The organism is Mycetocola sp. BIGb0189, from assembly GCF_024810155.1.
GTDB classification, from domain to species: Bacteria; Actinomycetota; Actinomycetes; order Actinomycetales; family Microbacteriaceae; genus Mycetocola; species Mycetocola lacteus.
On the sequence record NZ_JANUED010000001.1, the window covers coordinates 88745 to 102502 of the forward strand.

The following is a 13758-nucleotide window of genomic DNA, read 5'->3' on the forward strand; positions in this document are numbered from 1 at the left end:
GTGCGTAAGGTCATTATTCTCGGATCGACCGGCTCGATCGGCACCCAGGCTCTGGACGTGATCCGAGCCAATCGGGAGCGTTTTGAGGTTGTCGGGCTGATCGCCGGAACCGACCGCGAAACCCTGGACGCCCAGGCGGCCGAGTTCGGTGTCGAGCACACCGGGCTCGGTGTCGCCGCGGCCGAAGAAATGATTCGGGACGTGGAAGCCGATGTGGTGCTCAACGGCATCACCGGTTCGATCGGCCTCGGGCCGACCCTGGCCGCACTGCGGGCGGGACGGACCCTGGCGCTGGCCAATAAGGAGTCGCTGATCGTCGGGGGAGACCTCGTCAATGACCTGGCGGCTCCCGGCCAGATCGTCCCGGTGGATTCCGAGCACTCGGCCATCGCCCAGGCCCTGCGCGGCGGTGCCGCCCACGAGGTGCGGCGTCTGGTGCTCACCGCTTCGGGTGGTCCGTTCCGGGGACGCAGCCGTGAGTCCCTGGCGGGGGTCACCCCGGCCGAGGCTCTGGCGCACCCCACCTGGGATATGGGACTGATGGTCACCACCAACTCCTCGACCCTGGTCAACAAGGGGCTCGAGGTCATCGAGGCGCACCTGCTGTTCGGGGTGCCCTATGACCGGATCGACGTGGCCGTACACCCGCAGTCGATCGTGCACTCGATGGTTGAGTTCATCGACGGCTCAACCCTCGCCCAGGCCTCCCCGCCGGACATGCGCCTGCCGATCTCGCTCGGCCTGGACTGGCCGAACCGGGTCGCCGGGGTGGGCGCGCCGCTGGATTGGACCACCGCTCAGACCTGGACCTTTGAACCGCTGGATAACGCCGCCTTCCCTGCGGTGGAGCTGGCGAAAACCGTGGGGCGCGCGGGCCTGAGCTATCCGGCCGTGTACAACGCGGCCAACGAGCAGGCGGTCCTGGCCTTCCATGCGGGAGCCCTGGACTACCTGGGCATCATCGACACCGTACGCGCGGTCGTAGAAAAGCATGAGGCCGAGGACACGCTGACCCTGGAGTCGCTGGCCGAGGCCGAGCGCTGGGCACGCGCGACCGCGGATGCGCTGATCGCCGGTTAGTATTCACCGCAACGATAAAGCCGGTCACCTCCCACGGAGGTGACCGGCTTTTGTTGCTCTTTGAGGCTAGGCGCCGTAGCCGTGCTCGCGCAGGGCCTGACGCGCCTCCTCGGCCACATCGAAGGGGCGCTCCACGCCGTCCACATCGCGGTAGTCCTGGGAAGCCAGTCCGCACCAGAGAATGGTGTCGGTGGCTCCGGCCCGTTCGACCGCCGCGCGAATCGCCTTCTCGGGGTTGGGGACCTCGAGAATGCGGTCGGCGGTGACCCGGGTGCGCGCCCCGGCGATCAGCGCCGCGCGAATCTCGCCCGGGTTTTCCCGGCGGCTGTGATGGTCGGTGATGATGAGCAGGTCGCTGCCGTCGGCGGCCGCGGCACCCATATCGCCACGCTTGCTGGCATCGCGATCCCCATCGGCACCGGCGATCATGATGACCTTGCCCGCGGTGACCTGACGAACCGCATGCAGCGACTTTTCGATCGCATCGGGGGTGTGTCCCGAATCCACAAACACGGTGGGCCCGCTCTCGCCCGAAACCCGCACCAGGCGGCCGGGCAGCTGGGCGTTGATCTGCCCGTCGGCGGCCAGCGCACTGCCGATCGTGGCCAGCGATAGCCCCGCCTCGGCGAGCATCGCGATCGCCAGGCCGGCATTGGAGGCCATGTGGGCACCGATCAGCGGAATCCGGGTGCGCAGGGCACCGAGGGCGGGGTGGTCCACCCGGAACTCGGTGAAGCGCGGGTTTTCGTTCTCGATGGTGACCATCCAGTCGGCCACGATGCCCGGTGCCAGGACCCCGGTGGTCCCGATCGTGGTGACCGGGATCCGCGCGCCATCACGCACCGCGAGGCCAGCCGGGGTGTCCAGGCAGACCACCGCGCGCCGCGCATACTCGGGGGTGAAGAGCTCCTGTTTGGCGGCGAGGTAGTTGTCCATCGTGCCGTAGTCATCGAGGTGGTCGTGGCTGAGGTTGGTGAAGCCCACCACATCAAAGTGCACGCCGTCGATGCGGTGTCGGGTGAGTGCGTGTGCGGAGACCTCGATGATCGCCGCATCCACGCCGGCCTCGATCATCGTGCCCAGCAGCGCGTGCACCTCGGGGGCCTCGGGGGTGGTCAGGTGGCTGATCACCGCCTGGTCACCGATGCGGCGCTCGGCGGTCGAGCTGAGCCCGGTGATCAGGCCCAGCTGGCGCATGATCGCGTCGAGGAAGTGGGCGGTGGAGGTTTTGCCGTTGGTTCCGGTGATCCCCAGCGTCAGCGCGTGCAGATCCGCGGTGCCGTACACGCGTCCGGCGAGCTTGCCGGCGAAGGAGCGCGGGTTCTCGGCGCTGACCAGCAGCGGCAGATCCACGTTCTTCTCCCGTACCAGCGCCGCTCCGGCCGCATCGGTGAGGATGGCCACGGCCCCGCGCTCGCGTGCCTGATCGGCAAAGGCCGCCCCGTGGAATCGCGCCCCGGGCACGCCGAGGAACAGGTCTCCGGGCTCAACCTCGGCCGCGGACATGCTGACGCCGCGCGCGCTGATTTTGCCGACGTGATCATCGGGGCCGGGTTCGCCGGGCACGAGGGTCACAATCTCGCTCAGGAGTTCGGTCAGTGGCAGGGATACACGCTGTTGGGGTCTCACCCGTCTATCGTCTCACGCGCGGCCGATTTCGCGCGGGCGCTCGCCGAATGCGGTGGTGTCCGATCCGCGGTGCGACGGGAAAGTGGGGGCATAAGGAACGCACAGCCGATCATCCAGGTTTTCCCAGCGGTGTGCGGGGTAGGGTTATCTGGTGATTACGGTCTTGCTCTACATTCTTGGCATCGTGGTGATCCTGATCGGTCTGGCGATCTCGATCGGTCTCCACGAGGTCGGCCACCTGCTGCCCGCGAAGCTGTTCGGGGTCAAGGTGACCCAGTACATGGTGGGATTTGGCAAGACCATCTGGTCGCGCAAGAAGGGCGAGACCGAGTACGGCGTCAAGATGCTGCCCCTGGGCGGTTACATCTCGATGATCGGAATGTTCCCACCCGGCAAGGACGGCAACGTCCGCGATTCGACCACCGGGTTCCTACAGACCCTCTCGGATGAGCATCCCACGCTGCACCGCAGCCACGCTGAATCCGACACCGCCGCCGATACGCTGTCGCCCTCCGCCGAGGCGCTGGCCCAGGCGGATATCCCCGCCGAGGCCGGGGTGCCCGATGGACGTCGTCGCTTCTTCGATCAGCTCGTTCAGGACGCCCGCGACTCCAGCGCCGAGACCATCGGTGAGGGGGAGGACCACCGCGCGTTCTACCGTCTGCCGGTCTGGAAGCGGATCATCATCATGCTGGGTGGTCCGCTGATGAACCTGTTCCTGGCGGTGCTGTTTATGTCGATCGTGGTGATGGGTTTCGGACTGCCGCAGTCCTCCACCACGATCGAAACCGTCAACGCTTGCGTGGTGCCCGCCGGTTCCACTGCCACCGAGTGTGGTCCGGATTCGGCGCCCTCGCCCGGCGCCGAGGCCGGGCTCAAGCCCGGGGACAAGCTGGTGTCGCTGGATGGCACCGCGATCACCTCCTGGACCCAGGCCACCGAGATCATCCGGGTGTCCCCGGGTAAGACCCTCAACCTGGTGGTCGAGCGCAAGGGCACCGAGGAAACCCTCAAGCTCACCCCCTTGCTGACCAAGCGTTATGTGCTGGATGCGCAGAACCGTCCGGTCAAGGAGGCCGACGGAACTTACAAGACCGAGGAGGTCGGGTTTGTGGGCATCGGGCCCGGAACCGAGACCGTGCAGGGATCGTTTGGGGACGTGTTCCCGCTGATTGGCAACAACATCGGGGCCGTGGCCAACACGATTGTGCACCTGCCTCAGCGTCTCTACGACGTGGCGGTGGCCGCGTTTGGCGGCGGCGAACGTGACCCCAACGGTCCGCTGAGTGTGGTGGGTGTGGGCCGGATCGCCGGCGAGGTGGTCTCGAACCACAACATCACCGACAGCAATAAGGCGGCGTTTGTTTTCAACCTGCTGGGCTCGCTGAACGTCGCGCTGTTTGCGTTCAACCTGATTCCGCTGACGCCGCTGGATGGTGGCCATGTGGCCGCCGCCCTCTGGGAGGGGTTGCGTCGTCGCATCGCCAAACTGTTTGGCCGTCCGGATCCCGGCCCCGTGGATGCGGCCAAGCTGATGCCGCTGACGATGGCCGTGGCCGGGATCTTCCTGGTGATGACGGTGCTCTTGGTGTTCGCCGACCTGGTCAACCCGGTTCGCTTCTAACCTCGTCCAGGCATACCGGTCGTTCGCTCTGGGCGTGCGGCGGTGACCCCAAGCTGAGTGCCATCCGGGAGTTTGACGGGGGTGAGGGCGTAAGATATCGACGTGGCTGCAATTAATCTAGGTCTTCCCAAGGTCCCCGAAACCCTCGCTCCGCGACGCAAGTCGCGGCAGATCAAGGTCGGTAAGGTCCTCGTGGGCGGTGACGCTCAGGTGAGCGTCCAGTCGATGACCACAACTCCGACAACCGATATCAACGCAACCCTGCAGCAGATCGCCGAGCTCACCGCGAGCGGATGCGACATCGTGCGGGTCGCCGTGCCGAGCCGGGACGACGCCGCGGCGCTGCCGATCATCGCGATGAAATCGCAGATTCCGGTCATCGCGGACATTCACTTCCAGCCGAACTACGTGTACCAGGCCATCGACGCCGGGTGCGCCGCGGTTCGGGTGAACCCGGGTAACATCCGGAAGTTTGACGACCAGGTGGGCGAGATCGCCCGTCGCGCCAAGGCCGCCGGGGTTTCGCTGCGGATCGGTGTGAACGCCGGATCGCTCGACCCGCGCCTGCTGCAGAAGTACGGCAAGGCCACCCCCGAGGCACTTGTGGAGTCCGCGGTGTGGGAGGCCAGCCTCTTCGAGGAGCACGACTTCCACGACTTCAAGATTTCGGTCAAGCACAACGACCCGATCGTCATGGTCAAGGCTTACCGCCTGCTGGCCGAGCGGGGCGACTGGCCGCTGCACCTCGGTGTGACCGAGGCCGGTCCCGCCTTCCAGGGCACCATCAAGTCCGCAACCGCGTTCGGCATCCTGCTGGGCGAGGGCATCGGTGACACCATCCGCGTCTCGCTGTCGGCCCCGCCGGCCGAGGAGGTCAAGGTGGGCCTGCAGATCCTGCAGTCACTGAACCTGCGCGAGCGCAAGCTGGAGATCGTCTCCTGCCCGAGCTGTGGCCGTGCCCAGGTGGATGTCTACACGCTCGCCGAGCAGGTCACCGAGGGACTCAAGGACATGAGCGTTCCGCTGCGCGTGGCCGTGATGGGCTGCGTCGTGAACGGTCCGGGCGAGGCTCGCGAGGCCGACCTGGGTGTGGCCTCCGGTAACGGCAAGGGCCAGATCTTTGTGAAGGGTGAGGTCATCAAGACCGTGCCCGAGGCCCTCATCGTCCCGACCCTGATCGAGGAGGCTAACCGCCTCGCCGCCGCAATGCCGGTGGCCGAGGGCGGCGGCACCGGAAACGTGCAGGTCATGGTGGGCCCCAAGGGCTAACCCTCCCTCGTCATCACAAAACCCGCGCCCTCCGAGGAGGGCGCGGGTTTTCTTGTGCCGGTGTGTTTTCTACTAGACACTCTGTCTTGCAAAACTCGATTGTTCTGTATCGATTGTGGGAGTTTCGGATCGCTCCCGTGAGGAAACGATAATCCTGGAACGTAGTGCAAGATGCAGCACGAGCCCGGCAACGTTGGCACCCAGGATCAGGCCTGCCACCATGAACGCGGTGGATAGGCTCTCCTGTGTACGACCCAACACGTGGATGAGTGTCCCGAGGGAAACGATTACGATGCCCGAGGCAAGGGACACCACGGTGCTCAGCCGTGAAGTCGGACGGCCGATCGCAAGTACCAACGGCCCAGCAATCAGCGTTCCTAGGAGAACACACTTTACGGTGTACAGAGCGACAGCCGGAGCCACAGCTGAGTAATCGAAAGCGCTTTCAGGCTCGGTGGAAATAAGAAATAATCGAGGGAGAAACGCGATCGTGAGAAGCGGGACGATCACTCCCACGAGCACCTCTTGAACGGGTATTCTCCGAGTGCTGGATTTTCGATTGTTCATTTGTTGCTCCTCGTTCCAATCGTTGGTGTTATTTCTTGCGGGGTATCTCGACGAGCACCGTTTGCGAGAGACTTCCCGAACCTGTTCCCGGAATGCGATAGCTGACGGTCGATCCAGCGCGAGCCCCGGAACCTAGCTGGGGTAGCGCGGGAGGAAACGGCACCCAGTCCCATCCGGTTGTGTAGTTGAACGAGTTGTTGAGCGGCTCTTTTCTGCCAACCTGATCGGAATTAGTTGTGTAGTTAACCACTCGATCAAAAAGCTCATATCCACTGGTGCCCGTCCAGCTGCCATTTACCTGTTCTAGCCGGACCGCATCATCTTGGGCACGGTTGGAGTAAACGACGTTTATGGTCGACGTGATGCTTCCCGTTTGCGAGTTCCCGGCACCGAGATAGGGTTTCGCAAAGCCAGCGGACGTCGACACGTTGGGTTTGGCCGAAATCTGAATGGTTCCAGTCTCGGAAAGTTCCGGATTGGTGGTCTGTGAATAGACAATCTGGCCGGTAACGTCATCGGTTATCGTGAGCGTTACTATTGCCCGGCTATCGTCTGTTGCAGTCAAAGACGTTGGCGGAACTACGGCTGCGGTCAGAAGTGGCGTTATCGTCAATGCTGTGGTGGCGGCAAGCGCGAGCGTGAGCGCCCGCGATCTGAAGTTCATGATTTTCTCCTCGGTATTCGGTGCCGTCCTTTTCGAGTGGATGGACGTGGGCCGAAGGTAGGAGTCGAGTCTTGGAGCTAGGTGATAGCCCGGAGCGATATTGGCGTTTGACGTAACAATCACTGAATTGCGGTGTCGCTCGGTGTGCACTGAGCCGAGAATCTTGGTGTGGGTTCACACCGCGGCGCGCTAGCATGGGAACGTGGTTACGCGACTTTCAAACTATTTCCTTCGTACGCTCCGTGAAGACCCCTCCGATGCGGAGGTGAAGAGCCATCGACTGCTGGTGCGCGCCGGATATATCCGACGCCAGGCTCCGGGTATCTTCGCCTGGCTGCCACTGGGGCTCAAGGTGAAGGCGAAGGTTGAGGCGATCGTCCGCGAGGAGATGGCCGCCGCCGGCGCCCACGAGGTGCACTTCCCCGCACTGCTGCCGCGCGAGCTGTATGAGGCCACCGGTCGCTGGGACGAGTATGGCGAGAACCTGTTCCGCCTGAAGGACCGCAAGGGCACCGACATGCTCCTCGCCCCCACCCACGAGGAGGCCTTCACCGCGCTGGTTAAGGATCTCTACGGCTCCTATAAGGACCTCCCGGTCACCCTGTACCAGATCCAGGACAAGTACCGCGACGAGGCACGGCCCCGCGCCGGCCTGCTGCGCGGCCGTGAGTTCACGATGAAGGACGCCTACTCCTTCGACCACACCGACGCCGGCCTCGAGGCCAGCTACCAGGTGCAGCGCGACGCCTATGAGCGCATCTTCACCCGTCTGGGACTCGAATACGTCATCGTGCAGGCCGACGCCGGTGCGATGGGTGGATCGCGCTCCGAGGAGTTCCTGCACCCGACCGTGATCGGTGAGGACACCTTTGTTCGTTCCGCCGGTGGTTACGCCGCGAACGTCGAGGCCTACGTGACCGAGGTGCCCGCCGAGATCGCGATCGAGGGTCAGCCCGCCGCTGAGGTGTTTGACACCCCGGACAGCGAGACCATCGACAAGCTGGTGGCCGCCGCCAACGCCGACCACCCCCGCGCCGATGGCCGTGAGTGGACCGCCGCCGACACCCTGAAGAACGTGGTGCTGAAGCTCACCAACCTCGACGGCTCGACCGAGCTGCTCGTGGTGGGTCTGCCCGGAGACCGCGACGTCGACCTCAAGCGCGTCGAGGTGGCCGTGGCTCCCGCCGATGTTGACCCCGCCGAGGCCGAGGACTTCGCCAAGAACCCGGGCCTGGTCAAGGGCTACATCGGCCCCTGGTCGCCCGCCGGTGCCGTGCTGGGTGAGGAATCCGCCACTAAGATCCGCTACCTGCTGGACCCCCGCGTGGTGGCCGGCACCAGCTGGATCACCGGTGCCAACGAGGCCGGAAAGCACGTGTTCGGCCTGGTGGCCGGTCGCGACTTCATCGCCGACGGCACCATCGAGGCCGCCCAGGTTCTCGCCGGCGACCCCGCACCCGACGGATCCGGCCCGGTCGAGCTCGCGCGCGGTGTGGAGATCGGCCACGTCTTCCAGCTCGGACGCAAGTACGCCGAGGCCCTGGGCCTCAAGGTGCTCGACGAAAACGGCAAGCTGGTGACCGTCACCATGGGTTCCTACGGCATCGGTGTGACCCGTGCCCTGGCCCTGCTGGCCGAGCTGAACTCCGATGATAAGGGCCTCGCCTGGACTCCGGAGATCGCCCCGTTCGACCTGCACATCATCGCCACCGGTAAGGATGCGGCCGTCTTCGAGGCAGCCGAGACCGCCGTGGCCGACCTGGAAGAGCACGGCTTCGACGTGCTGTTCGATGACCGTCCCAAGGTGTCCCCGGGCGTGAAGTTCGGCGACGCCGAGCTGCTGGGTGTCCCCACCATCGTGATCTTCGGCCGTGGCGTTGCCGACGGCGAGGTTGAGCTGTGGGACCGCCGCACCGGCGAGCGTACCCCGATCAAGATCGAGGAGCTGACCGCCGCCCTGGTGGCCGCCCGCGGCTAGTAACGTGCGAGACAACACGCCGCCGTATCCCATCGGACGCGGCGGCGAGTTGTCTCGATGGGGACATTCTTTGAATTAGAACCGACACATTGGGTCCGGTATACACTTCGTCGAGTCCTTACTGAAAACGTCTGCTTGAAACGTTGCAGTTATTACGTGGAAACGTGTGAAGACTCCACCTTCTTACGATTGTGTGAACCAATGCAAGCCAGCTACACCCCGTTCTCAGATGGCGGAAATTGACCGAGCTGAGAGAGTGTCTGCACTCCGGGGTAGTACGCCGAGTTCCCTCATCGCAGTCGCCACAGACCGTCGAATGAAAAGATCGTCGAGAGGTTCAATCGGCGGTAGGACCACTCGAGCCACTAAGAGCGAAAATAATAGCTCGCGAATATATTCCGGATTAGGGTCGCCTGTCGTTACCTCGCCTCGTAGGATTGCAGCCGCAATGATCTGGTTAATTATTCGCTGACGAGGGGCAATCATCACCTCGAAATAACGGCGTCGAACTTCGAGCTCTGTGCTCGCCAAGTGGAGAATCCCGGGAAGACTCTTTGACACAAATGGGTTTGACAACATTTTCGCATCGCCTTGTTGAACCGACAGCAAATCGTCTTCGAGGCTTGAAGTGTTAATCTCGATTGGGCTTCCGTACTTTGTTTCGAGTAAATCTAACACGGTTGTAGCAACGTTGGGATAACGGCGGTAGAACGTCTGACGAGTTGTTCCTGCGTCCTGGACGATTGTATCTACCGTGAGCTTGTCAAAGCCGCTCTCCTTAACACGCCGTTCGACCGCGTGGAGCAGTGCGTTGCTGATATTCACATTTCGAGGGCGTCCCTCATTCTTGTGTGCCGGATCTTTTGCCCTTGTCATCGATATTTCTCTATCTAGCTCGCGGAATGAGACGTGCATACAAATTGTAATGTAACGCAAGGCTGTGTGGTCTGAACAGTGCTGACGTGATTCGCCCCGTGCACTGATGCGACCGCACTTAGGTATTGATTTTCAATACAGTAAGGGTTGTAATTGAGGTGTAGTTTCGCGGGCACGTGAATTATGGCTCCTATGCTGACGGAGCCTTGCATTCGGAGAATTGACGAAGAAAGGGCCACCATGCATAAGTCTCGAACAACTAAGAAGAACGCAGCGTGGTGGCAGTTTGGTGTGCAGCTTATAGGACGCCTGCGGAATGATCCGGGCACCGAAAATCTCAATCGTTTCGGCAAAACTGCCAACGCTTGTAGCGATATCCGGCAACTCCTTTACTCCGTCGATAGCAGCACTCTGGGTATTGGTCTGCACGACCTTCGGGAAAGAACCCCTGAGGTTCCGGGTCGTGATGAGGCCGCTGTTCTTGCATATGTAGCTGAGCTTGCGCACCGGACGATTGGTCTGGACCCCGTAGAATCTCAGATTCTTGCTGCAATTAGCATGATGCAAGGCTGCGCCGTCGATATGGAAACAGGTGAAGGCAAGACACTTGTTGGGTTTCTCGTCGCCGGCAGCCTCGCCGTGTCTGGTCGTCGAGTTCACGTGCTGTCTGCCAATGATTATCTGGCGCAACGAGATGCCGAAGCATCCGGTCCGTTCTTTGATCACCTTGGTGTGAGCGTATCTTTTATTACAGATCCTATGGATGTTGATGAAAAACGGAATCGTTACAGAGCCGATGTCATTTACACGACAGTACATCAGGTTGGGTTCGATACGTTGCGTGACCGTCAGCGGGTAGACGCCTCGGCGTTCATGGTCCCGGAACTAGATGTTGCGATCATTGATGAGATAGACGCTGTGCTTTTAGATGACGCTACGGTGCCGCTCGTCATTGCCGATGAGTCTCCGGTTAACGACATGGTTCAATCGCTTGCAAACGTGATTGCGGAAATGACTCGTGGAAGGCATTACGAGGTTGATAGCCCACGGACCACGGCAACGTTTACTGAAGCGGGGATTACCCACCTTGAACGGCGACTTGGTGTCGTGAACCTCTATTCGGGAACGTCGATTGACCTACTTACGGCTGCTCACTTGGCTCCATACGCAGAAGTTTTACTGATACGAGACGTTGATTACTTGGTTTCGGATGGGCGAGTCCAGATAATAAACAAAGTACGCGGCAGAGTATCTCCTCTCCAGCGCTGGCCGGACGGGCTGCAAACGGCAATTGAACAGAAAGAAGGGTTGTCGGCTACATCACATGCCAAGATTCTCGACCAAATGCTTGTTGAATCGGTTGTTCGCCGTTATAGATTCTGCATGGGAATGAGCGGGTCAGCCGTAGAAGCTGCGCAGCAGCTGGCGGAAGACCTGCAGCTTAGGATTGGGGCGATACCTTCACATCTGCCACGTATACGTGTAGATGAGTCCGATCAATTGTTCCGATCTGTGAAGGAACGTAATAAGGCTGCAGCGTTACGAGTTCTGGCTGCGCATACCGGCGGACAGCCCGTGTTAGTTGCGACTCAAAACGTTGTTGAGTCCGAGCGTTTTTCTCAGCTTTTGATCGGTTTGGGCATGGACCCTGTAGTACTCAATGCTAAAAATCATGCGGACGAAGCTTCAATTCTCGCCAGCGCCGGTCGGCCAGCTGTTATCACCGTATCAACTCGAATGGCCGGTCGTGGCATCGACATAAGGCTTGACCGCCGATCAAAAAGGCTCGGCGGACTGCTTGTTCTCGGACTAGAGCGATGTGGCAGTGCACGGGATGACCGACAGCTGCGTGGCCGTGCCGGCCGACACGGTTCCCCGGGTCGCAGCGTCTTTTATACGAGCTTGGAAGACTCAGTGGTGACACAGCATCTCGTGTTGAATCTGGTGCCCCAGGATGTTGGTCCAGATGGTGTGATTTTAGACCGACGGTTTCATCGAATTTACGATCATGCGCAGCGGGTAGCTGAGGGAAAAACGATGCAACGTCATCGCACTACGAGAGATTACCAACGCATTATTGATGCCCAGCGCGATGATGTTCTGGCGATGAGGGCGAAGGTAATGGCCGGAGATGGACTCGCTTGTCTTGAAGGATGGCCGTTTGGGAAAGGGTGCTGCACATTATCTGAAAATGTTCGAGGCTTGGGAGAATCTCATCTCGTTCGGGACGCACTCCTGATGCAACTCGACGACGGTTGGACTCAACACCTGTCGTATTTAATGGAACTCAGAGATGGAATTCACTTGCGATCGCTAGCGAAGCAGAATCCGTTGCAAGAATTTACGCGTCTTGCGAACCAAGCTTTCACTGTGCTTCTTGAGGCATGGAGCGTTGGATTCGCTGGCTTCCTAAAATGCCTCGAAGACGGCACATTGACGGTGGATGATCCTGTCCTTGCTAGGCCCTCGGCGACTTGGACATATTTAGTCGCAGACAGCCCCTTTGGCTCTGAGATAGATCGTGTGGTCGAGTCGCTGGCAAAGTTCATCCATCGAGGTGCTCCGCCTTCGATTCGATATGTCTGATTCCATCCCGGATGCGGGCACTCCCACGTTTCTCAAACAGGAGAAGAGCGGCACAGCGGTCAACGACGATCATGTTTTTACTTTCGAACATTTCACACAAGCCTGCGCGTACCCTGGTCCTAAATTGATGTGATTCTGAATCTGATAGCTGTTTCCACCCGGACTCAAGTCCCGACACCGATAGGTATTGAAAAGCAGCTTCAATTTGATCGAATCTAATTGGATTTCTGTACATGGCTTCTGAGCGTCTTGTAAACCCTAGTTGAGTTGCGGCGTGAAGAATATTCTCCCGTTCAGACTTCAGTTGACGATTGTGCTCGAGAGGACCGGGGCGTTTGAAAAAGCTCGCTGCCAGTTCGTGAAGCCACAGCCAGTCTGCGTGGATAGGACCGGGCTCAGAGACTGCTAGTCTCCCGCCAGATTTCAGTACACGATGCCATTCGGCGAGCATTTCTTGTGTGCGGTCTGGTGCAACTGTCAGAACGTATCCGGCGGTTACTGAATCAAATGATTCATTTGAAAACGGCAAATCTCCACAATCTCCTACCAAGCACCTGCTGGGAGGGATTATCGTCTGAATTTGATCAATCATTCGAGGAGATAGATCTATGGCCCACGTTTCGATTCTGTTCGCCACCAGCGCACGCGTTACTGCGCCCCTTCCTGCTCCTACATCGAGGGCGTGGGTGCCGGATTGAGGAGTCAGTATGGCCACAATTTCACTACCGACAGAATTAATAAAATCATCACCGTAAGTTTCGGCGACGTCGTCGTAATTTGGATCGTTCGCATCGACAAATAGGGCGCGTGTGTTTTTGGGTGCTTCAGAATCAATCATTTTGCACTCCGATGCTGATCGCGATCAAGAATTCGTCTGAATTAAAATCCGACGGTTCTCCGACTGCAACCTGTGCGCATTCAACCCAAGCATGGGCGCGAAAGGGTTCAATTTGGACACCAGACTTCCAAGTCGGAACCGTGTGGTCGTCGTGAAAAGACAATAAGAAAATCGCCAATGATCGTTTAAGGCAGCCTTCTCCTGAGCAGGATGCACTAAGAGCTTCAATTTCAACTCTTCGAGGTCCGACTGCCTCGACGATTGCCGGTCTTGCTCGGGCCGCAAGGGAGTGCAAAACCCATTCAATTTTTGGCACGCTGAGTCGAGCAAGAATGTGAGCCGCGCTGATACATGCCCAGACTTGGAGGCGACGAATGAATCCTCCAGCGAAGTGCGGACGTGGCACAACCATCTCGATATGATCGTTCACGGTTGAGAGATCCATCCGCGGGCCGCGAACTCGAGTTGTATTGCGTTGATGTCGCTCTTGACTTGTTCCAGTGTCACGTTGGCATGCTCATTGGCAAGCACCGCAGCGGCGTGTGCGGGAGTCTCACCGTCGAGCAGCATATGTAATACGGCAGTAGCGCCCGCGTTGAGCTGAAAGTATTCGCCGCTTGTAGAATCGAGGACCACACATGCTCCAT

12 protein-coding genes are annotated in these 13758 nt (G+C 60.2%); 5 read left to right on the plus strand and 7 right to left on the minus strand.

The window, feature by feature from the left end; genetic code table 11:
* Window positions 1–1080 (plus strand): 1-deoxy-D-xylulose-5-phosphate reductoisomerase, encoded by a 1080-nt coding sequence (gene dxr / locus M2390_RS00390; RefSeq protein ID WP_121688384.1) that lies wholly within the window; start codon window positions 1–3, stop codon window positions 1078–1080.
* Window positions 1081–1146: 66 nt separating this feature from the next.
* On the opposite strand, the gene M2390_RS00395 is transcribed toward dxr, so the two are convergent.
* On the minus strand, window positions 1147–2709 hold the full coding sequence (locus M2390_RS00395) for a Mur ligase family protein (protein ID WP_259176241.1): 1563 nt from the start codon (window positions 2707–2709) through the stop codon (window positions 1147–1149).
* 151 nt (window positions 2710–2860) lie between these two features.
* Between M2390_RS00395 and M2390_RS00400 the strand changes: the two genes are divergently transcribed.
* Complete coding sequence (locus M2390_RS00400) at window positions 2861–4333, plus strand: RIP metalloprotease (RefSeq protein WP_259176242.1); 1473 nt, start codon at window positions 2861–2863, stop codon at window positions 4331–4333.
* Between the two features lie 102 nt (window positions 4334–4435).
* Window positions 4436–5602 carry a flavodoxin-dependent (E)-4-hydroxy-3-methylbut-2-enyl-diphosphate synthase gene (gene ispG, locus M2390_RS00405; RefSeq protein WP_030142907.1) on the plus strand — a complete coding sequence of 389 codons (1167 nt, stop codon included), beginning with the start codon at window positions 4436–4438 and terminating at the stop codon, window positions 5600–5602.
* 72 nt (window positions 5603–5674) lie between these two features.
* Here ispG and M2390_RS00410 read toward each other — a convergent pair whose 3' ends face one another.
* Window positions 5675–6169, minus strand: coding sequence for a hypothetical protein (locus M2390_RS00410; protein ID WP_259176243.1), 495 nt, complete (start codon window positions 6167–6169; stop codon window positions 5675–5677).
* A gap of 28 nt (window positions 6170–6197) precedes the next feature.
* Window positions 6198–6833 (minus strand): hypothetical protein, encoded by a 636-nt coding sequence (locus M2390_RS00415; RefSeq protein ID WP_259176244.1) that lies wholly within the window; start codon window positions 6831–6833, stop codon window positions 6198–6200.
* Between the two features lie 202 nt (window positions 6834–7035).
* Here M2390_RS00415 and M2390_RS00420 point away from each other — a divergent pair, with 202 nt between their 5' ends.
* Entirely contained in the window at window positions 7036–8811 is a 1776-nt protein-coding gene (locus M2390_RS00420; RefSeq protein WP_259176245.1) for a proline--tRNA ligase, read from the plus strand.
* Between the two features lie 225 nt (window positions 8812–9036).
* On the opposite strand, the gene M2390_RS00425 is transcribed toward M2390_RS00420, so the two are convergent.
* Entirely contained in the window at window positions 9037–9687 is a 651-nt protein-coding gene (locus M2390_RS00425; protein WP_259176246.1) for a TetR/AcrR family transcriptional regulator, read from the minus strand.
* Window positions 9688–9927: 240 nt separating this feature from the next.
* Between M2390_RS00425 and M2390_RS00430 the strand changes: the two genes are divergently transcribed.
* Window positions 9928–12273, plus strand: coding sequence for a DEAD/DEAH box helicase (locus M2390_RS00430; protein WP_259176248.1), 2346 nt, complete (start codon window positions 9928–9930; stop codon window positions 12271–12273).
* Here M2390_RS00430 and M2390_RS00435 read toward each other — a convergent pair.
* Genes M2390_RS00435 through M2390_RS00440 form a run of 3 tightly spaced genes read right to left on the minus strand, consistent with a single transcriptional unit; the run spans window position 12233 to window position 13747 of the window.
* Complete coding sequence (locus M2390_RS00435; RefSeq protein ID WP_259176249.1) at window positions 12233–13111, minus strand: class I SAM-dependent methyltransferase; 879 nt, start codon at window positions 13109–13111, stop codon at window positions 12233–12235. The genes M2390_RS00430 and M2390_RS00435 overlap by 41 nt on opposite strands.
* Window positions 13104–13556 carry a lasso peptide biosynthesis B2 protein gene (locus M2390_RS16160; RefSeq protein WP_396822286.1) on the minus strand — a complete coding sequence of 151 codons (453 nt, stop codon included), beginning with the start codon at window positions 13554–13556 and terminating at the stop codon, window positions 13104–13106. The genes M2390_RS00435 and M2390_RS16160 overlap by 8 nt, the downstream gene beginning before the upstream one ends.
* The gene (locus M2390_RS00440; RefSeq protein ID WP_259176250.1) at window positions 13538–13747 is read right to left on the minus strand and encodes a PqqD family peptide modification chaperone; all 210 of its coding nucleotides are present in this window, start codon (window positions 13745–13747) and stop codon (window positions 13538–13540) included. Before M2390_RS00440 ends, M2390_RS16160 begins: the two co-directional genes overlap by 19 nt.
* Between the last annotated feature and the right edge of the window lie 11 nt (window positions 13748–13758).

Coding starts and splice junctions, on each gene's coding strand:
- M2390_RS00415 (WP_259176244.1), bottom strand. CDS start 6,833: ATGAACTTCAGATCGCGGGCGCTCACGCTCGCGCTTGCCGCCACCACA.
- M2390_RS00425 (WP_259176246.1), bottom strand. CDS start 9,687: ATGACAAGGGCAAAAGATCCGGCACACAAGAATGAGGGACGCCCTCGA.
- M2390_RS00435 (WP_259176249.1), bottom strand. CDS start 13,111: ATGATTGATTCTGAAGCACCCAAAAACACACGCGCCCTATTTGTCGAT.
- M2390_RS00410 (WP_259176243.1), bottom strand. CDS start 6,169: ATGAACAATCGAAAATCCAGCACTCGGAGAATACCCGTTCAAGAGGTG.
- M2390_RS00430 (WP_259176248.1), top strand. CDS start 9,928: ATGCATAAGTCTCGAACAACTAAGAAGAACGCAGCGTGGTGGCAGTTT.
- M2390_RS16160 (WP_396822286.1), bottom strand. CDS start 13,556: ATGGATCTCTCAACCGTGAACGATCATATCGAGATGGTTGTGCCACGT.